Origin of the sequence: Vibrio sp. 10N.247.311.47 (assembly GCF_041467535.1) — a bacterium.
GTDB lineage: Bacteria > Pseudomonadota > Gammaproteobacteria > Enterobacterales > Vibrionaceae > Vibrio > Vibrio crassostreae_C.
Genome location: NZ_JBFSUR010000029.1, coordinates 23,968 through 43,706, shown reverse-complemented (window position 1 = coordinate 43,706; position 19,739 = coordinate 23,968). Strand labels below are relative to the sequence as shown.

Sequence of the window (19,739 nt, the reverse complement as noted above, 5' to 3'; positions counted from 1 at the left end):
TATTAGCTGGAGTTGAAGCATGGCTAAACGCTTTTGTAAGTTAAACCGTCGAGATATCACCGAACACTTGGGCGAGATCCACAGCTTGGTGACTGAACCTAAGTTCGTGTGTCGTTCTTGCGCGCGTTCTTCGGCGGATCAAGCGAATCTATGCAAACCCACCGCAATTCCACCTCTTGGTTGTCAAAACAAACCCGTTGAAGAGAAAGTCGCATGCGGCCTGCTAGCGGAAACATTACCTGCACCAGAACTGTCGCTTGCGGAAATCAACGAGGCAATTGAACCGAGCGTACAAATGTTCGATCCAGCCGCCGCTGATATGGCCCCTGAGCTTGCCAAAAAAGAAGCCGCACAGAAAAAAGCCAAGCTGAAAAAACTGATGGCGAAGGCGAGCGGTGATGAGAAAGCTGAACTCAAACAAGCGAAGAAAGCGGCTAAGAAACAAGAGAAGTACAATAAGAAACTGGCGAAGATGATTAAGAAGCAGCAAAAGCTGTTTAAGAAAAGTCAGAAGCTGGAAAGTGAATTGGAACGAATCAACCTACAACTTGATGATGTTGCCTTCACTGAAACCAAGACTCAGGTAGTGAGCCACAATCAAATCCACTGAAGTTGATTTGAATGGTTTATTGCTACAGCGATGATTTAAAAAGAGCGACCTTAGGTCGCTCTTTTGCTTTTTGGGGTTATCCGAGCTGACTCATGTAGCTCGTTCAAATCAGCTAAGCGTTGCTTGCGGATCTTGCTACGCGCTTCTTCACCCACGTCTCATTGACGAATAAAGAGAATAAGATAACGGCGCCACCAATAGACAAGCGAACCAAATCGACATCTCTGTTCCAAATCAGGATATTCACCACCAGACCAGCAGGAACCAAGGCATTGTTCATCACTGCCAGCGCGCCAGCATTCACCATGCACGCGCCTTTATTCCACATAAAGTAACCCAGCCCCGACGCAATCAAGCCAAGGTAGATCAGGATTCCCCATTGAAGTGTGGTGGTGGGCAGTTTCTCTGGGTTGCCTAGTAGCATGAAAGCCACTGACGCGACACATAGCGCCCCTAAGTAGAAGTAACCAAATACGGTTCGCTGAGGCAACTCGGTCGATTCCTTCTCCATCACCACCTTGTAGCCCACCTGACCAATAGCAAAGCACAGGTTCGCGCCTTGCACGACGAGGAAGCCGACTAAAAAGTTTTCGTTAATACCTGCGAACTTAATGAATACCGCGCCCAATACCGCAATTGCCGCTGTCACTAGGTACCACGGAGAGAATTGCCCTTTGAGAAAGTCATAAATAAGCGTGACGTAAATTGGGGTAAAGACAGTAAAAAAAAGGACTTCAGGAACGGATAGCAGTAAGAAAGACTGATAGTAGAAGCAGTACATCAGGCCAAGCTGGATACCACCAATTGCCATCAATTTAGCGATCAGCTTACGCGATACGCCGCGAAACTTTAGGAAAGGAAGAAATACGACGCCAGCAAGGGCAACACGCATTAAAACAGAGAACCAAGAATCAACCTGACCCGCAAGGTAAACGCCGATCAGGCTAAAGGAGAAGGCCCATAGGAGGGTAACACCAGCTAAATAGCTCATAGTAAAACTTCGTTAATAAGATATGAGCTGTATGTTACCTAACCTTAAATCATTAGTCTTCTGAATCTCTTAGAGGCACGACCAGCATATCAACCGGAGAGGCGTTGATCAGTTGGCGTGTTGAAGAGAGCAGCTTGCTCCAAAAGTCTTGATGGTGACCGCAAACCACGAGATCAACATTGAACTCGTTGATGGTGTCACACAGCTCATGACTCAAATCACCACTGCCTACTAGGGTATGGGTGATCGGGTATTGGGCGTGCTCCGCAAAATTTTGCAGCTGAATACGAGACGCTTCCATCGCGTTGTGCTGGGTTTCGGCCATGTTGATATCAATCAGGCCGGTATACAGCTCTGCGTAGTTAATATCGATATGGATAAAAGAGACTTTGGCTTCCAATGGCTTAGCCAATGCTACCGCTTTATCCACAATTAATTTGCTGTCTTCTGATAAATCGACCGCGACCAAAATATGTTTGTAACTCATATCGCTACCTCCTTTATTCATTGTCTGATTTAAGATTAGCACTATGCGATGGTTTTTTTTGCTGAAGTGATCTCATATCCACTGTCTTGCGTAATGACAGCTCGAAATATTGGTTAACTAATGGCCTGCGAGATATTCATTAAATAGTGATATAGTAGAGAAAATTGAGGATGTAATTAGGAGTCTTAAATGCTGTCAAAAACTATGGTTGAGCAACTGAATGATCAAATTAACCTAGAATTTTTCTCATCCAATCTATACTTACAAATGAGTGCTTGGTGTGAAGACAAAGGATTTGAAGGTGCAGCAGAGTTTCTGCGTGTTCATGCAGTAGAAGAAATGGAACATATGCAGCGTCTTTTCACTTACGTAAGCGAAACAGGTGCAATGCCAATTCTGGGTTCGATTGAAGCACCGAAACACGAATTCGAAAGCCTTGGTGCAGTGTTCCGTGAAACTTATGAACATGAGCAGATGATTACTGAAAAGATCAACAAACTGGCTCACGTTGCTTTCAGCACACAAGACTACTCAACCTTTAACTTCCTGCAATGGTACGTTGCAGAGCAACACGAAGAAGAGAAGTTGTTTAAAGGTGTATTGGATAAGCTAGAGCTTGTTGGTGAAGACGGTAAAGCACTGTTTTTTATTGATAAAGACCTAGCGCAATTGGCAAAAGATGGTTCATCTTCAATTATGGAAGCTCCTGCCGTTTAGGTAGTACGAAAAAGACACTGATTATCTTTTTCTTTTGAGTTTTCTTATGAAGATGTAGGGAGGAAAGGATGATCAGCGGCGACACTATTCTATTTGCACTAATGGTTGTGACTTGCGTGAACTGGGCGCGTTATTTTACTGCGCTAAGAACGCTCATTTATATTATGCGAGAAGCGCATCCTCTACTTTATCAACAAGTAGACGGAGGCGGTTTTTTCACAACCCATGGCAATATGACCAAACAGGTTCGCCTGTTCAGTTACATCAAAAGCAAAGAGTATCACCATCATCATGACGAAGTTTTTACTTCGAAGTGCGATCGCGTAAGACAGTTATTCATACTCTCTTCCGCTCTGCTAGGTGTAACCTTGCTGTCTTCTTTCATCGTCTGAGTTTTTAGTACGTGTGAAGTAGAGCTTAGGTTCTGGTGTGAAGCTTCGGTTGTTGGTTCGCTAAGTTAAGTAGTGGTTTTGCTGCTGTCTGCTAATTGTACAATTGAACATCAATTGCAAAGTTTAAAATTGCCGCTAAAATAGCGAGCAATTAGTAAGGATGTGCTGTTTATGCACATCCTTTTTTATTGATGGCATTTCGAGAACAGGGTGTACTCGGGCTGCAAAAGTGAAGAAAAGCAGAACCACATGAGTGAAAAATTTGATGTAATCGTAATTGGTGCGGGCGCCGCAGGCTTAATGTGTGCTGCGGAAGCGGGTAAACGCGGCCGACGAGTGCTGGTGGTTGATCATGCAAAGAAACCAGGCAGAAAAATTTTAATCTCAGGTGGCGGTCGTTGTAACTTCACTAACTATGATGTTTCAGCCAACAACTTCCTGTGTAACAACCCTCACTTCGTGAAGTCAGCTTTATCTCAATACACCAACTGGGATTTTATCTCGATGGTGAGCAAGTACGGTATTGAGTTCGAAGAGCGTGATCACGGCCAGTTGTTCTGTGTGAATGACCACACAGCAAAAGATATCGTGAGCATGCTGCTTGACGAGTGTAAGCAGGCGAAAGTCGAACAACGCTACCGTTGTGATGTACACTCCATCGAAAAAACAGACGCTGGCTTCAAGATGCACCTCAATACCGACGAAGTTGAGTGTGACTCACTGGTTGTGGCGACAGGTGGTTTGTCGATGCCTAAGCTGGGCGCAACGCCATTTGGCTACAAGATTGCCGAGCAATTTGGTTTGTCTGTGATGCCAACTACCGCAGGCTTAGTACCATTTACTCTGCATAAAGAAGATAAAGAAGATTTCGCTGAGCTTTCAGGAATCGCGATTCCTGCTGAGATCACCGCGCAAGACGGAACCTTGTTCAAAGAAGCGTTGCTGTTTACTCACCGCGGCTTATCTGGTCCTTCGGTATTGCAAATTTCTTCGTTCTGGAAAGCGGGTCAATCGGTTTCGATTAATCTAGTACCAGAAGTGGACGTTGCTGAACTACTTGAAAACTCTCGAGAGAAACACCCAAATCAGAGCCTGAAAAACACCTTAGCGAAAGCATTACCAAAGCGTTTTGTAGAAGTACTGATTGACCGCAAAGAGCTTGAAGACAAGCCGCTCAAGCAGTTCAATGAAAAACAGCTGAATGACATTGTAGAGCATCTAGAGAACTGGAAAATTGCGCCAAACGGCACGGAAGGTTACCGAACAGCGGAAGTGACTCTAGGCGGTGTGGACACCAATCATTTATCTTCAAAAACCATGGAATGTAAGACGGTTTCTGGCCTCTACTTCATCGGTGAAGTAATGGACGTAACAGGTTGGTTAGGAGGATATAACTTCCAATGGTGCTGGAGCTCTGGCTTTGCAGCAGGCCAGTGGGTTTAAGAGTGACAGACAACAGGTTTGTCTCTTAATAGTGACAGCCACTAATTATCCCTCGAGAGTAGCTATTTTGCATTCTTACATTTAGTTTCTTTGGTGACTAAATTTCAACTTTCAAACCAAAACTCAATTTGTAATCGTCTTTATTGGGCTCTGAGTTGTTAGAGCCTAGTTTGGATAACATATATGCTTCACGGTTAATTTAACTTTCAAATCTAAACCCGCAATAATTTCCTATCTAACGCTAAACTGTTAACGCACCTCACATCTCATGGAACACTGAACAACCATAAGCATCAGTAAAGTCCAACTCCTTAGTCACTTCGCACTCTAAATTGGAAGGGCACAGAACGGTTGTAAAACTTTCTGCTTGATATGATTTTTAATGAGAAGCCACACACATTGTAGCAACCCATGACGCTGAACTGACTCTATCGCTTTGTGTGAATCTTATATTGTGAGTCTTCTTATTGATGTTTCGTAATCGATAACTTTGTGCAAAGAAAATACTTAAGGTGGTGTCAGTCTTATGGATGTGAGTTATCGACAACTTAAAGCGTTTATTACTCTTGCTGAAACTAAAAGTTTTACAGCCGCGGCTGAACAAATACACATTACGCAATCTGCATTGAGCCAAATGATGCAAAAACTTGCGGTACAAACTGCCTCAGAACTTATTGAGAAAAGAGGCCGAAAAATACTGCTAACTGAAACTGGTCGTACGTTCTATCAAGAAGCTTTGTTCATTGTTAACCGTTTGGATAAGTGGGAGTTGGAAAATAAAGCTCGTCAGCAAGGCTACCATCGAACGCTGGTTATCTCGTCTTTGTATTCAATGTGTTCTTCATTGGTTCCGAAAACCATCAGTGAGCTGAAAAGAACGCACCCATCTTTTTCGTTTCGGTTAATTGAGGAGCGAGTTAATGATATCCATAATTCAGTTCTAGAAGGACGTGCGGATATAGGTATTGGTACTCCCCCTAATAACTCGGAACTAAATTTTGAACTGCTGTTTCGTGATCACTTATGCTTTACCTGTAATAAGGCTCATCACTTGAGTGCAGAGAGTGAGGTTAACTGGAAGCAGGCTCATCAGTATGCTTCTATTGGTATCAGTCCAGGAAATAGTTTAAGAACACTTGCTGACCAGGCATTTATGCGAGCAGGTCTTACCTATGATCCTGAAATTAGTGCGTCACACACTTCAACATTGCTTGGTATGATCGATAGCGGTTTAGGTTCTGCTATTTTATCCTCAACCATCGCTTCATTACATGCTCATGAGAACTTGAGATTTATCCCAATAGTAAAACCAATTCAATATCGTTCAATTGGGCTAATTACAAGAAAAGAAACTCACCGACAGATCATCGATGAGTTTAATCTAATGCTCAGAAAGCAAGTCAGTCTCAAACTGTAGTTTACGCGGTCTACATAGGTCCAACAGGTAGACCTAGCATAGTGTAGGTCAAGAATACAGCTCCCCAGATTGTAAATAGAAAGAATGCATATGGGACCATCATAGCTAGAAATGTACCGAATTTTACGTTGGGGTTATATTTGGCTATCAACGCTAATACCATCGGCACGTAAGGGTTTGTTGGAGATATAATATTGGTTGTTGAGTCTGCGATTCGGTAAGCCATCTGAGTATATTCAGGTGATATATCCAGTAGCATGAATAGTGGAATAAAGACTGGGGCCATGATTGCCCATTGAGCCGAACCACTGAAAACAATCAGGTTCATGAACCCTGCAAGTATCATAAACATGGCTAACATTAATAGCTTTGGCACTTCAACCTGAGCGAGCATTTCAGCGCCATTCACAGCGAAAAATATAGCCAAGTTAGACCAATTAAACCAAGCAATAAATTGGGCAATAACAAAAACTAAGACGATGTAACCCCCAATACCATGCAATGACTTCGCCATCAGATCGGGCACATCACTCGCTTTCTTTATCTCTCCGGCTTTTACACCGTAAACCACGGCATTCATAATGAAAAACGCCATAATTATTGGGATTATGCCAGTAAGGAAGGGAGATGGAACTAAGCCGCCATCGGCGTTTTTCAATGGCGAATCACTTGGAAGTAGTAGCGCCACCATTCCTAGGATAAAAACAATTGATGCGTACCCAGACCATTTTAAAGCTCGTTTTTGAATGTCGGTGACACTATATTTCTCAGGGTTTTCAGTGCTCAGTGGAGACTCTTCGGCAGAGCGTTTTGTTTGCTTATCAAATCGCGGTTCTATGTATTTGTCTGTTATAAGTGTTCCAAGTATGACCAAGAGAGGTACCGAAAGAAGCATGAAGTACCAGTTAGCCGCGGGGCTAACTTCTACAGGTTCAACAATGCGGGCAGCTTCTGTTGAAATACCGGAGAGTAAAACATCCGTTCCTGCGATAAATACGTTGGCAGTAAAGCCTGCGGCCACAGCAACAAAGCCAGCAGCAATTCCTACGACAGGGTTTCGATTGGTCGCAGAGAAAATGATGCCAGCTAAAGGAGGCACTAAGATAAACGCCGCATCAGATGCTAAGTTACCGATGATCCCGGTTAGAAATATAGAGGCAGTTACGAAATTTTTGGGTGCGTTTAAAAGCGATTGTTTAATTGCTGAGTCTGCTAATCCTACTTCTTGAACAAGCCCTACCGCGAGCATCATGCAAAGTACCAAACCAAGAGGTTTAAACGCGATAAAATTTGATACAGCTGAATTTAGAATGTACACAAACCCTTCGCCACTGAGCAGGTTCTTTACTTTGATTTCATCTCCGCTCAAAGGGTGCGCTATATTCCCACCAAAAGTCGACACTATCCAAGACAAGAATATGACCGCTAAGCATAAGGTAATAAACATATAGAATGGATGGGGTATTCGGTCACCAAACTTCTCAATACGATCAATTATGCTGACTTTCTGAGGGAGTTGTTTTTGATCTAGTAAACCTGACATTTCACACTCCTGTGATTATTGAGGGTCACCGTGACCCCTGTGCTAATTTTTATGAGCTAGTTTTGTTGAAGTAGAGAGATGAAGTATGCGGCTCCGGTCGGTAACACTCGATCATTGAAATCGTAGTTCTTGTGGTGCAAGCCTATCGTTTCTCCATTGATGGTTAATCCGTTGCCGATGAACCCATAACATCCCGGTACTTGGTCTAGAAAAAAAGAAAAGTCTTCGCTGGCTAATAAAGCCTCACATGTTGCGTTAACCTGATCATTACCAACGACTGAAGAGGCGGCTTTCACTGCTGTCTCGACTTCGGGGAAGCTGTTGACGGTGGGTGGGTGAGATATTGGACCTAGGGAGAATTGTGCGGTCATGTCGAAAGCCATGGCAGTGTGAGAAACCAAAGTATCAAGTTGAGAGACCAAGCGGTCTCGCACATTTTGGGAGAGAGTTCTGAAGGTGCCACTCATTTGAGCGGTATCAGCGATAGCGTTAGTTGTCTCACCGCAATGTAACTGTGTGACTGAAACGACAAGCGGTTCAAACGGGCTATAAGTTCGACTAACTAAGCCTTGTATACCTTGATAGATATGGGTCGCAACTAATAAAGGATCTTGAGTGTTTTGTGGTAGGCCCGCATGCCCACTTTTGCCATTAATCTGAATAAAGAGACGATCGGAACTTGCCATGATCGGTCCTTCTTTGAATGCGAAATGCCCTTCTGGTATTCCTGGCATGTTATGAAGTGCGTAACATGCATCTAATGGATAGCACTCAAGTAAGCCATCCTGAAGCATTTTTTGCGCGCCACCAACGCCTTCTTCAGCGGGTTGAAAAATGAGTACGGCTTTACCATTAAATTGACGGTTTTTTGCGAGGTATTTTGCTGCATATAGCAGCATTGTGGTATGTCCATCATGCCCACATGCGTGCATTTTTCCGGCCTGACAAGAACGGTGAGAAAAGTTGTTTTCTTCGTGGATCGGCAATGCGTCCAGATCGGCTCTTAAACCTAAAGTTTTTCCGTCACCGAGTTCCCCTTGGATAACCGCAACAACGCCTGTTCCTCCAAAGCGAGAGTCTATTTGTTCAACGCCATATTCCTTGAGCTTGGCGATTACCATACTTTGTGTGTTGTGCTCTTCAAAACCCAGTTCTGGGTGTTGATGAATATTTCGTCTAATTTCTACCATTTCTGGTAGCCACTCTTCTAGTTCTTGTAATAGGGACACGTCATTTCCTTAGGTAACATTTTCATAACATATAATCATGACGGTGTCGTATTACCTAGTTGGATGCGTAATAGTCTTATTAGTAAAACTTATAGCAATCTATATCGAACTTTTTGATGTGGTGTTTTTGAATATCGGAGGTGTTGGGGTTATTCGCTGAAAATGACTTCAGTGAAATATTAGGGAACTAACATGACTCTAGAGGTAGATGCTTAATAATTAAAATAAAAATGGCGAGTCATAGGACTCGCCATTTTTGTATTCAAAGCTTGTTATCGTTGATAATTCGGGAAGTCGCGTAGTGCGATAATCCTAATCTTTCTGGGCATTAACTTTCAGGGCTGAGGTTGTTTTTCTTCTTTCCCCATTTGATCTGCTGGATAACAAGGCCGGCAATGATCAGTACCAAGCCAAACAGGGTCGCTGGGTGAATCTCTTCGCCGATAATAGTGGAAAGTAGCATCAACGAGATAAACGGCGAGGCAAAAATTAGGTTGCTGATACGTGCCGTGTTGTTGGTCAGTTTTAATGCCGAGAGCCACAAGACAAAGGTAATGCCCATCTCGAACAGGCCAACATAAGTTACGGCCATCCAACCTTTCGCTGTGATTTGCCTAAAGCTCTCGCCTTCAAAAAGGGTTAAACCGATCGCGAAAGGTAATGCCACTAAGAAACCAAGCAGTACGCCAACCACTGGGTCAGCCTTGTTTTTGGTGTTGAGAATCCAATATCCTGCCCAAAGCAGAGTAGAAAGCAGCGCCAGTGCCACACCGAGTGGGCTATCGAACTGCATGCCTAACACATCGCCTTTGGTGGCAATAACTACCACACCCGCATAGCTGAAGGTACACGCAATCCAATCTTGCTTACGAATCTTTTGCCCCAGAAAAACCGCCGCCATTAAGGTTAGCGTGATAGCCCAGCTGTAGTTGATGGCTTGAGCTTGAGAAGCGGGCAGCAGGTCGTAGGCTTTGAATAGAATCAGGTAATAAGCCAATGGGTTAACCAAGCCGAGCAGCAGGTAATACCAAGGGTTTGAAAGGAACGTTGTACTCAGCTGAGAGAGCTTACCTTGAAAGGCGCAGACTGCGATCAGCGCAATCGACGACACAATACTGGCAATGGTCAGCATTTGAATCGGTGAAAACTCAGCAAGGGTCAGCTTAAAAGCAGTAGCGACCGTTGACCACAGCAGTACTGCGGAAAGGCCAAAGCCCAAGGCACGACGTTCGTTCATGGCAACTCATTCTAATTTGATGGGACAGAATACGGAGCGCCTAGTCTATCTGTCGAATTTTAATACGGCAAACTGGACATTTATCCAGTATCAAAATACCATTTAATGAGTTATTTCAAATTAGGCTAAATCATTATCATGCAATGGATTATCGAACATCAGGCAACGCTTATTGCTGCAATTTCTGGCGCGCTCGTCAGCGGCGGTGTCGTGGGTTGGTGGATTAAACAGAAGCTCTCTTTTCAGCAGCGATTGCTCGAGCAGCAGCTAGAGTCCGATCGTTTGTTGCATGAATCTCAGCAAGCTCAGCTCAAAGCATCACTCGCAGAGGCGCAACAAGAGCTCGATGAGTTAGATGATGACCGAGACAAAGCGGCATTCGAGCTCAAGCAGGCGCACGGTAAGGTGATGGCTGCAATGGAAAAACTGCGCTACTTTGAGGCGGTAAAGCAAGAGCGCCAGCAGTACGCTGATGAGATCAATGTGCTTAAAGATCATAAGTCTGAATTAGAAGCCGAGCTGCGCGAGCAAGAAGCAAGGCATGACCAAGAAAACCTCGCCAATAGCGAAAAGCTGCAGTTGCTAGAGCAAGCTGAATCACGACTTAAGCAGCAGTTTGAATTGTTAGCGAACCAACTGTTTGAAACCAAAACCGCCAAGGTTGATCAGCAGAACAAGCAGAGCCTAGAAGGTTTGTTGTCACCTTTGAGAGAACAGCTAGAAGGTTTTAAAAAGCAGGTTAACGACAGCTTCAGCCAAGAAGCCAAAGAGCGTCATACTTTGGTGCATGAGCTTAAAAACCTGCAGCGTCTTAATGAGAGTATGACGCGTGAAGCGGTGAACCTGACTCAAGCGCTAAAGGGTGACAACAAACAACAAGGTAACTGGGGCGAGGTGGTGCTGGCTCGCGTGCTTGCTGAATCAGGACTGCGCGAAGGCCACGAATACCAAACGCAAGTGAACCTGCAAAACGATGCGGGCAAGCGTTATCAACCGGATGTGATTGTGCATCTGCCACAAGACAAGCAAGTGGTGGTCGATTCAAAAATGGCGCTGGTGGCATTTGAACGCTATTTCAATGCCGAAACCGATCAGCAACGCGATGCTGCATTGCGCGATCACTTGGTGTCACTGCGAGCGCACATCAAAGGCTTGAGCCAGAAAGATTATCATCAGCTCAAAGGCATACAGAGTCTGGATTACGTGTTGATGTTTATCCCGGTTGAACCAGCATTCCAAGTGGCGATTCAGGCGGATCCTAGCTTGGTGAAAGACGCGATGGAGCAAAATATCATCTTGGTCAGCCCAACCACTTTGCTGGTGGCACTGCGTACCATTGATAACCTGTGGCGTAACGACAGACAGAACCAGAACGCACAGGTTATCGCAGAACGTGCGAGCAAGCTTTACGACAAGCTGCGCCTGTTTGTTGATGATATGGAAGGCCTTGGCAGCTCACTTGATAGAGCAAACCAAAGTTATCAAGGGGCGATGAATAAGCTAGTCACAGGGCGAGGCAACGTGATTCGTCAGGCCGAAAGCTTCAAGCAATTGGGTGTTGAAGTGAAGAAACCGATCTCGATTGGTTTGGCCGAAATGGCGCAAAATGAGGCTTTTTCAGAAAATGCCTCCTTAGTAGAAAGACAACCCGCTGAGGATAAAGTAAACTAATCGGCCGCAGCGCCTCTAAACACGGAGCGTGCTGTCGATGAGAACTTACCATGGTAGATAACAGCATTATGGACACAAGCGTGCAGACAAATTCAGCAGTAGAGTCAGAAACCACACACTTTGGTTTCGAAACAGTCGCGAAAGACGAAAAAGTCGCGAAAGTAGCAGAGGTATTTCACTCTGTAGCCGCTAAATACGACATCATGAATGACTTAATGTCGGGTGGTGTTCACCGCTTGTGGAAGCGATTCACGATTGATTGCAGTGGCGTTCGCCCTGGTCAGCGTATCCTAGATCTTGGTGGTGGTACTGGCGACCTTACTGCGAAATTCTCGCGTATCGTTGGTGAAAAAGGCCACGTGGTTCTTGCTGATATCAACAACTCAATGCTGAATGTTGGCCGTGATAAGCTGCGTGATAGCGGCATTGTTGGCAACGTACACTACGTACAAGCGAACGCTGAAGAGTTGCCATTCCCAGATAACTACTTCGATTGCATTACCATCAGCTTCTGTCTGCGTAACGTAACCGATAAAGACCAAGCGCTGCGTTCTATGTACCGCGTACTTAAGCCGGGTGGCCGTCTGTTGGTTCTTGAGTTTTCTAAGCCAGTGCTTGAGCCACTATCAAAGGTTTACGACGCATACTCTTTCCACCTGTTGCCAAAAATGGGTGAGTTGATTGCTAACGATGCAGACAGCTACCGTTACCTTGCAGAATCTATTCGTATGCACCCAAATCAAGAGACTTTGGAAGGCATGATGCAAGAAGCGGGCTTTGAAAATACAAAATACTTCAACCTAACGGGCGGCATTGTTGCGCTGCACCGCGGTTACAAGTTCTAGTCGAGCTTGGTAGCAGGCTCGCTGAGCGTGCTAAACAATAAGAATAAAGATAGAACGGATAGGTTAAGGCTTATCCGTTTTCAAAGGTAAGGACAGTCATGCCATTTGATCCATTGGTAACCGCGGTTATTGAAACCTCTTTAAATACTTTCGTGAACGATGATCCAGCACTGGTTCGTCGTTTATCTCGTTTAAAGGGGCAGATCATTCAAGTCAATTTGAAAGAGTTGAATAAAACACTCACTTTCGTTTTCAGCCAACAGATCGATGTGTTGTCGGAATACGAAGGGCAGCCTGATTGCTACCTATCTTTGAACCTATCGGTACTGCCTGAACTGCGTGAGCAATCGAACATCACCAAGCTGATCAAGCAAGATAAGTTGATCTTAGAGGGTGATATTCAACTGGCTCAGAAATTTGCTCAACTGATGACAGACTGCAAGCCTGATTTGGAAGAGTGGTTATCGCGTGTGACGGGTGATGTGGTTGCGCATACCTTGGTGCAAGGCGTTAAAAACGTCGGTGGCTTTGTAGCAAAACAGGCGACTAAGCATCAAAACCATGTTGCTCAAGTTCTGACTGAAGAGTGGAAGATCGCACCTGCACCGTTAGAAGTTGCGCACTTTTGCGACCAAGTTGATGACGTAAAAAGCTCCGCTGCTCGTCTTGAAGCTAAGTTGAACGCTCTGTTGGAGAAAGCATGACCCCAGCAGAACTGAAACGTCTTTATCATATTATCAAGGTACAGTTGGAATACGGCCTTGATGAGTTGATGCCGGAACACCAACTGACTAAAGCTCCTTTGTTGGCGCGAAAGTCACTGTTTTGGCTTAAGAACAAGCATCAAGATAAAGAGTTGGGTCATCGCTTGCGCCTTGCGCTGCAAGAACTTGGTCCAGTGTGGATCAAGTTTGGACAGATGATGTCGACACGTCGTGATCTGTTCCCTCCTCATATCGCCGATCAGTTGGCGTTGTTGCAAGACCAAGTTGCGCCGTTTGATGGTCAACTGGCGAAGCAAGATATGGAAAAGGCGTTGGGTGGCAGTTTAGACAACTGGTTTACCGACTTTGATATCGAGCCACTGGCTTCTGCTTCTATCGCTCAGGTGCATACCGCAAAGCTTAAAGAGAGCGGTCGTGAGATTGTTCTGAAGGTCATTCGACCTGATATTCGCCCGGTGATTGACGCAGATCTAAAACTGATGCACCGAATGGCGCGTATAGTCGCTAAGTCGCTTCCTGAAGCACGTCGTTTGAAACCGGTTGAAGTGGTTCACGAGTACGAGAAAACGTTACTTGATGAACTCGACCTGCGCCGTGAGGCGGCCAATGCCATTCAACTGCGACGTAATTTTGAAGGCAGTGAAGAGCTGTATGTTCCAGAGGTTATCCCTGATCTAAGCAGCGAAACCCTGATGGTGTCAGAGCGAATCTATGGTATTCAAGTCTCCGATATTGAGACGCTAGAAGCCAACGGCACCAACATGAAATTGCTCGCGGAACGCGGTGTGACGGTATTCTTCACCCAAGTATTCCGAGATAGCTTTTTCCATGCAGACATGCACCCGGGCAACGTATTTGTTAACCCAGAGAATCCAGATAACCCTCAGTGGATTGGTTTGGATTGTGGCATTGTTGGTACGCTCAATAGCGAAGATAAGCGCTATTTAGCAGAGAACTTGTTGGCTTTCTTCAATCGAGATTACCGTAAAGTTGCTGAGCTACACGTTGATTCGGGGTGGGTGCCACACGACACTAACGTCAATGATTTTGAGTTCGCGATCCGTATGGTGTGTGAGCCAATCTTTGCAAAACCACTTGGCGAGATCTCATTTGGCCATGTGTTGCTAAACTTATTTAATACAGCAAGACGTTTCAACATGGAGGTTCAACCTCAGTTGGTGCTTCTGCAAAAGACCTTGTTGTATGTCGAAGGCCTAGGCCGTCAGCTGTATCCGCAACTTGATTTGTGGGCAACGGCGAAGCCTTTCCTTGAAACCTGGATGATGAATCAGGTGGGGCCGCAAGCTGTGATCAACGCAGTAAAAGAGCGTGCGCCATTCTGGGCAGAAAAACTGCCAGAGCTGCCAGAGCTACTTTATGACAGCTTGCGCCAAGGTAAAGCGATGAACCACAGAATGGATCAGCTTTATCAAGGTTACCGAGATAGTAAGCGTCAGCAAGCAACTGGAAAGTTTTTGTTTGGCGTTGGAGCCACTTTAGTCGTATGCTCCGCAATATTAGTTTCAAGCCCTTATGAGCAGCTATCTATGGGCTGTGGCATCGCAGGTGTCACATTTTGGTTGCTTAGTTGGCGAGCTTACCGTCGTTAGACAGTAGACTCTCTTAATATTTTTATGTGTAGACAGACCCGAGGACAATGACAATGGGTGGTATCAGTATTTGGCAACTTCTAATCATTGCTGTAATTGTAATTTTGCTATTCGGAACAAAGAAACTGCGCGGTATGGGTGGTGACTTAGGTTCAGCGGTTAAAGGCTTCAAAAAAGCGATGAGCGATGAAGACAAGCCTGCAGATAAGAAAGATGCAGACTTCGAACCAAAGAATATTGAACAGCAGAAGACAGAAGCTCACGCTGAAACAACTGCTGAAACAAAGAAAGACAAAGAGCAGGCGTAAATCGTGTTTGATATCGGTTTTTGGGAACTGGTATTAATATCTGTCGTTGGGTTAGTGGTTTTAGGACCTGAGCGTTTGCCCGTGGCGATTCGCAGTATTTCCAAGTTTGTTGGACAAGCGAAAAGCATGGCAAATAGTGTGAAAGATGAACTTTCTCATGAGCTTAAGGTGCAAGAGCTGCAAGAAAACCTACGCAAGGCGGAAAAAATGGGTATGGAAGATTTATCTCCAGACCTTAAAGCGTCAGTCGATGAACTCAAGCAGGCCGCTGCTGAGGTTCAACGTCCGTATGCTAAGCCTGAGTCTGATAAGCCAAGTGAGACTAAACCTAGTGTCACGGAAACTGTGGAATCTGAAACCATTCAGGTCAACAGCGAAGCTTCAGCACCGTCAGATAAGAAAGCCGAATAGTCTCGCAAGGAGGAGTCGCCGGATACTTGAGTCGCTAGATGTTTAAATAGATAGCTATTCAAGTAAATAACTATTCAAGTGGATACCAATTCAACTGGATAGATACACGCGCGGCTCCTTTTCGATCTTCCTGTTTAAGAGGTTTGACATGTCTTCGACTGAGCAGACACAGCCTTTAATTAGCCACCTTCTAGAACTACGTAATCGCCTACTACGTGCGATTGTCGCGGTGCTAGTGATATTTGTCGGGCTAATTTATTTTGCTAATGATATTTATGAATTCGTATCAGCACCTTTGGTAGATCGTCTACCTGAAGGGGCGACGATGATCGCAACCGATGTTGCATCGCCATTTTTCACACCGCTGAAATTAACCTTGATCGCGTCTATATTCCTCGCGGTTCCGTTTATTTTGTATCAGGTGTGGGCTTTTGTTGCTCCGGGTTTATACAAGCATGAAAAACGCTTGATAATGCCGCTATTGGCTTCAAGTTCATTGCTGTTTTACTGTGGTGTGGCGTTCGCTTACTTTATTGTATTCCCGTTGGTATTTGGCTTTTTTACGGCCATATCATTAGGGGGAGTAGAGTTCGCAACCGACATCTCAAGCTATCTTGATTTTGTACTCGCGCTGTTCTTTGCTTTTGGTATTGCCTTTGAAGTGCCTGTTGCGATTATCTTGTTGTGTTGGACGGGGGCAACAACGCCTCAATCTCTGTCTGAAAAGCGTCCTTACATTGTGGTGGGTGCTTTCATCATCGGTATGATGCTGACACCACCAGATATGATCTCGCAAACACTGTTGGCGATTCCAATGTGTATTCTGTTTGAGATTGGTCTGTTTTTCGCACGCTTTTATACGCGTAAGCCAGATGCGGATGAAGAGGAAGAAGCTGAATCTTGATTCGGAATGCTTCAGTAAAAATCACATAATAAAAAAGCGGCCTAGGGCCGCTTTTTTATTATGTCTGTTTATCGAATCTTTAACTGATAGCCACAGTTCTGACATATATAGAGCTCTTTGATGCCCAAAATTTTATGCCATAGGGTTCGATGTTGACGTTGTAAGTGTTGTGAATGGTCACACATAATCAACTACCTCCATATGCAGGTGGTTGATACTATACATGTCACTTAGCTTTCTCAAATAAATTCAGGAAAAATCCGTAATAATTACTTATTAATAGATTTGTCATAAATTAAACAATGCCTTAGCATTTTTGGTGGTTATGTTTTCGACTTCTTCAAGGGTAATTCCGCGTAATTCGGCGATGCGTTTTGCTACTAATTCTGTGTAGGCTGGTTCATTGCGTTTACCGCGATTCGGTGTTGGTGCCAAGTATGGGCAATCTGTCTCTAGAATGACGTAATCCATATCGAGATGTGGGATCACCTTGTCCATCCCAGAGTTCTTAAAGGTCGAAACGCCGCCTAAACCTAAATGAAAGCCTAGCTCGTTGATCGCTTGAGCTTCCTCTAAGCTGCTACCAAAGCAGTGGAATACCCCGCGTAAGCTGCCATCTTGTTCTTTACGAAGTAGGGCAAGTGTCTCTTCAATGGAATCACGAGTGTGGATCACCACAGGTAGATCAAGCTCTTTTGCCCACTGCAGTTGAGTCACAAACGCCATCTCTTGTTCAGCCTTGAAGGTTTTATCCCAGTACAAGTCGATACCAATCTCACCCACGGCGATAAAGTCATGCTTATCAAACCAAGCTCGAATGGTTTTGAGGGTTTGCTCGATATTCGCATCCACATAACAAGGGTGTAAGCCCATCATTGAATGGCACACATCAGGAAACTGCGCTTCCGTTGCTAACATTGGTTCGATAGATTCTAAATCGATGTTCGGCAATAGAATGGTATCAATCCCTTGAGCCAGTGCGCGCTGCACAACTTGTTCGCGGTCTTCATCGAATTCGCTAGCGTAAATATGAGCATGGGTGTCGATCATTGTTTTGTCCTGAAAGCGGTCTTTACTGAGTTGTCATGAGTATACGGCAGTGTGAGGAGAAGGTCATTTTTTGCCATTTATCCCTATTTTTGAGTGGGTTTCATATTTTACTGCTAGCGTCCTGAGCCATCAGTGATATGCTTTTGCCTGTATTTAGCACTTTTCATATCTAAGTATTTCGGTGCTTAGACTAGGCAAGGAGAATCTAGTGTCTGTTTCAATTCAAGGTCAATTCCCAGGTCGCCGTATGCGCCGTATGCGTAAGCACGACTTTAGCCGTCGCCTAATGGCAGAAAATCAATTGTCTGTGGATGATCTAATCTACCCAATGTTTATCCTGATGGGTAAAGACCGCCGCGAGCCTGTCGAGTCAATGCCAGGTGTTGAACGCTTGTCGATCGACTACATGCTTGAGGAAGCAGATTACCTGTCAAAGCTGGGTGTTCCTGCGATTGCTCTATTTCCAGTCGTGAACCAAGATGCTAAAAGTTTATGCGCAGCTGAAGCTCATAACTCAGAAGGTTTGGTGCAGCGCGCTGTACGTTTACTAAAAGAGCATGTGCCAAACATTGGCGTTATTACTGACGTAGCACTAGACCCGTTCACCACTCACGGCCAAGACGGCATCATCGATGAAGATGGTTACGTGATGAATGACGAGACGACTGAAGTCTTGATCAAGCAAGCATTATCACACGCTGAAGCGGGTGCTGACGTAGTTGCCCCATCGGATATGATGGATGGTCGCATTGGTAAGATCCGTGAAGCGTTAGAAGAAGCGGGCCATATTCATACTCAGATTATGGCGTACTCTGCAAAATATGCATCGTGCTACTACGGCCCATTCCGTGATGCAGTTGGCAGTGCTTCGAACCTGAAAGGTGGTAACAAGAAGAACTACCAGATGGATCCAGCCAACAGCGATGAAGCGATTCATGAAGTCGCGATGGATCTTAATGAAGGTGCGGACATGGTGATGGTGAAACCAGGCATGCCTTACCTTGATATTGTTCGTCGTGTTAAGCACGAACTGCAAGCGCCTACGTTTGCTTACCAAGTATCTGGTGAATACGCGATGCACAAAGCGGCGATTCAAAACGGCTGGCTGAAAGAGCGCGAAACCGTCATGGAATCACTGTTGTGCTTTAAGCGTGCTGGCGCTGATGGCATTCTTACTTACTTCGCTAAAGATGTCGCAGAGTGGCTTGCTGAAGATAACGCACAAGCTGCTGAGCATTTAAAAGAAAAGTAACCGTGTAGATCTCACTTAAGTGATCAGTAAAGGGTTGGCCATTGTGCCAGCCCTTTCGTTTATAAGGATGAATAAGATGTCAGTTGTCGTACGTGAAGGTTCTTTAGAAGAAGTGGTGTCTGTGGTCGAGCAGATCTCTGAGTTCGCTAAAAAAGAGAGTGTCGCTTCTCTGTCAGAGCGGCTGGCAGGGAAAAAGAGCCTTATCTTAGTGGCTGAAGAAGCTGGCGTGTTGCTTGGCTTTAAGATCGGCTATGAATTGGATCAAGATACTTTTTACAGCTGGTTTGGTGGCGTGTCACCGCTCGCGAGGAACAAAGGCGTTGCACAGGCGCAATTAGACGTTCAGGAACAGTGGGCGAAAGAGCAGGGCTACAGACAGTTAAAGGTTAAGTCTCGTAACCAGTTCCCTGCAATGTTGCGCCTGTTATTGAGAAACGGTTACCTAATCGAAAGATTTGAAGAAAAAGAAGACATTAATGCCCATAGAATCCATTTTTTGAAGCAAATTTGAGCACTGCTGTTAACGGTTTATAAATTAAATGAGATTTATTATCATTTAAGTGTTGACTATTAAATGAGAATCATTATTATTAACTTTGTCTTAGGGAATGAGGAAATGTTCACAAGGATGTTAAGTACTCAAGTATCTACTTGGTTACCCAACAGAATTCTCGCGAACTTGTACTAAGTTCTTTTTGACACGACATTGCTCACATTGCTTCCAGTGTAATTTATAGCTTTTAGGTAAAGCTGTGGTATTCAATTTGAATGGCTTTACCGGTTTTTGCTAGGCGACATCTTCGGGTGTCGCTTTTTTTATACCTTCATTTCAACAAGATGCATATTTAGTGGCACATATTTTTATGAATAAAACGGCATCAGTATTCTTTTCCACAA

At 44.7% G+C, this 19,739-nt stretch carries 20 protein-coding genes; 14 read left to right on the top strand and 6 right to left on the bottom strand.

Going from position 1 to position 19,739, the window contains the following annotated elements:
* Positions 1 to 19: 19 nt before the first annotated feature.
* On the top strand, positions 20 to 610 hold the full coding sequence (locus AB6E51_RS18055; protein WP_017060147.1) for a hypothetical protein: 591 nt from the start codon (positions 20 to 22) through the stop codon (positions 608 to 610).
* A gap of 112 nt (positions 611 to 722) precedes the next feature.
* Here AB6E51_RS18055 and AB6E51_RS18050 read toward each other — a convergent pair whose 3' ends face one another.
* Both AB6E51_RS18050 and uspA read right to left on the bottom strand, forming a co-directional pair.
* Positions 723 to 1,601 (bottom strand): carboxylate/amino acid/amine transporter, encoded by an 879-nt coding sequence (locus AB6E51_RS18050; RefSeq protein WP_372058879.1) that lies wholly within the window; start codon positions 1,599 to 1,601, stop codon positions 723 to 725.
* A gap of 52 nt (positions 1,602 to 1,653) precedes the next feature.
* Positions 1,654 to 2,088 (bottom strand): universal stress protein UspA, encoded by a 435-nt coding sequence (uspA, locus tag AB6E51_RS18045; RefSeq protein WP_017060149.1) that lies wholly within the window; start codon positions 2,086 to 2,088, stop codon positions 1,654 to 1,656.
* A gap of 189 nt (positions 2,089 to 2,277) precedes the next feature.
* On the opposite strand from uspA, the gene ftnA reads away from it, so the two are divergent.
* From ftnA to AB6E51_RS18025, 4 genes are all read left to right on the top strand, one after another.
* Entirely contained in the window at positions 2,278 to 2,805 is a 528-nt protein-coding gene (gene ftnA / locus AB6E51_RS18040) for a non-heme ferritin (protein WP_017070096.1), read from the top strand.
* Positions 2,806 to 2,873: 68 nt separating this feature from the next.
* Positions 2,874 to 3,197: a universal stress protein UspB gene (gene uspB / locus AB6E51_RS18035; RefSeq protein WP_009848060.1), complete on the top strand. Its 324-nt coding sequence runs from the start codon at positions 2,874 to 2,876 to the stop codon at positions 3,195 to 3,197.
* 249 nt (positions 3,198 to 3,446) lie between these two features.
* The gene (locus AB6E51_RS18030) at positions 3,447 to 4,640 is read left to right on the top strand and encodes an NAD(P)/FAD-dependent oxidoreductase (RefSeq protein ID WP_372058877.1); all 1,194 of its coding nucleotides are present in this window, start codon (positions 3,447 to 3,449) and stop codon (positions 4,638 to 4,640) included.
* Positions 4,641 to 5,166: 526 nt separating this feature from the next.
* Positions 5,167 to 6,057, top strand: coding sequence for a LysR family transcriptional regulator (locus tag AB6E51_RS18025; RefSeq protein ID WP_017079352.1), 891 nt, complete (start codon positions 5,167 to 5,169; stop codon positions 6,055 to 6,057).
* A 10-nt stretch (positions 6,058 to 6,067) separates the two neighbouring features.
* On the opposite strand, the gene AB6E51_RS18020 is transcribed toward AB6E51_RS18025, so the two are convergent.
* The 3 genes from AB6E51_RS18020 to AB6E51_RS18010 form a co-directional block, all read right to left on the bottom strand.
* Positions 6,068 to 7,600, bottom strand: a complete 1,533-nt coding sequence (locus tag AB6E51_RS18020; RefSeq protein ID WP_102332585.1) for an AbgT family transporter — start codon at positions 7,598 to 7,600, stop codon at positions 6,068 to 6,070.
* Positions 7,601 to 7,656: 56 nt separating this feature from the next.
* The gene (locus AB6E51_RS18015; RefSeq protein ID WP_017079350.1) at positions 7,657 to 8,829 is read right to left on the bottom strand and encodes an amidohydrolase; all 1,173 of its coding nucleotides are present in this window, start codon (positions 8,827 to 8,829) and stop codon (positions 7,657 to 7,659) included.
* 328 nt (positions 8,830 to 9,157) lie between these two features.
* Positions 9,158 to 10,066, bottom strand: coding sequence for a DMT family transporter (locus AB6E51_RS18010; protein ID WP_372058876.1), 909 nt, complete (start codon positions 10,064 to 10,066; stop codon positions 9,158 to 9,160).
* Between the two features lie 138 nt (positions 10,067 to 10,204).
* Here AB6E51_RS18010 and rmuC point away from each other — a divergent pair, with 138 nt between their 5' ends.
* The 7 genes from rmuC to tatC all read left to right on the top strand — a co-directional run bounded on the left by rmuC (position 10,205) and on the right by tatC (position 16,540).
* A complete protein-coding gene (rmuC, locus tag AB6E51_RS18005) occupies positions 10,205 to 11,737 on the top strand; it encodes a DNA recombination protein RmuC (protein WP_017063049.1) in 1,533 nt (510 codons plus the stop codon).
* Between the two features lie 65 nt (positions 11,738 to 11,802).
* Positions 11,803 to 12,582, top strand: coding sequence for a bifunctional demethylmenaquinone methyltransferase/2-methoxy-6-polyprenyl-1,4-benzoquinol methylase UbiE (ubiE, locus tag AB6E51_RS18000; RefSeq protein WP_026012235.1), 780 nt, complete (start codon positions 11,803 to 11,805; stop codon positions 12,580 to 12,582).
* A gap of 98 nt (positions 12,583 to 12,680) precedes the next feature.
* Positions 12,681 to 13,286, top strand: coding sequence for an SCP2 domain-containing protein (locus AB6E51_RS17995; RefSeq protein WP_017063051.1), 606 nt, complete (start codon positions 12,681 to 12,683; stop codon positions 13,284 to 13,286).
* Positions 13,283 to 14,917, top strand: coding sequence for a ubiquinone biosynthesis regulatory protein kinase UbiB (ubiB, locus tag AB6E51_RS17990; protein WP_017065813.1), 1,635 nt, complete (start codon positions 13,283 to 13,285; stop codon positions 14,915 to 14,917). The genes AB6E51_RS17995 and ubiB overlap by 4 nt, the downstream gene beginning before the upstream one ends.
* 53 nt (positions 14,918 to 14,970) lie before the next feature.
* Positions 14,971 to 15,225 (top strand): Sec-independent protein translocase subunit TatA, encoded by a 255-nt coding sequence (gene tatA, locus AB6E51_RS17985; protein ID WP_017060154.1) that lies wholly within the window; start codon positions 14,971 to 14,973, stop codon positions 15,223 to 15,225.
* Positions 15,226 to 15,228: 3 nt separating this feature from the next.
* Entirely contained in the window at positions 15,229 to 15,636 is a 408-nt protein-coding gene (gene tatB / locus AB6E51_RS17980; protein WP_048612432.1) for a Sec-independent protein translocase protein TatB, read from the top strand.
* 148 nt (positions 15,637 to 15,784) lie between these two features.
* Entirely contained in the window at positions 15,785 to 16,540 is a 756-nt protein-coding gene (tatC, locus tag AB6E51_RS17975; RefSeq protein ID WP_017060156.1) for a twin-arginine translocase subunit TatC, read from the top strand.
* A 288-nt stretch (positions 16,541 to 16,828) separates the two neighbouring features.
* Here the strand turns inward: tatC and AB6E51_RS17970 are convergent, their stop codons facing one another.
* Positions 16,829 to 17,590, bottom strand: coding sequence for a TatD family hydrolase (locus AB6E51_RS17970; protein ID WP_372058874.1), 762 nt, complete (start codon positions 17,588 to 17,590; stop codon positions 16,829 to 16,831).
* A gap of 208 nt (positions 17,591 to 17,798) precedes the next feature.
* On the opposite strand from AB6E51_RS17970, the gene hemB reads away from it, so the two are divergent.
* A complete protein-coding gene (gene hemB / locus AB6E51_RS17965) occupies positions 17,799 to 18,842 on the top strand; it encodes a porphobilinogen synthase (RefSeq protein ID WP_017060158.1) in 1,044 nt (347 codons plus the stop codon).
* Between the two features lie 76 nt (positions 18,843 to 18,918).
* Positions 18,919 to 19,353, top strand: coding sequence for a GNAT family N-acetyltransferase (locus AB6E51_RS17960; protein ID WP_372058872.1), 435 nt, complete (start codon positions 18,919 to 18,921; stop codon positions 19,351 to 19,353).
* Positions 19,354 to 19,739 lie beyond the last annotated feature (386 nt).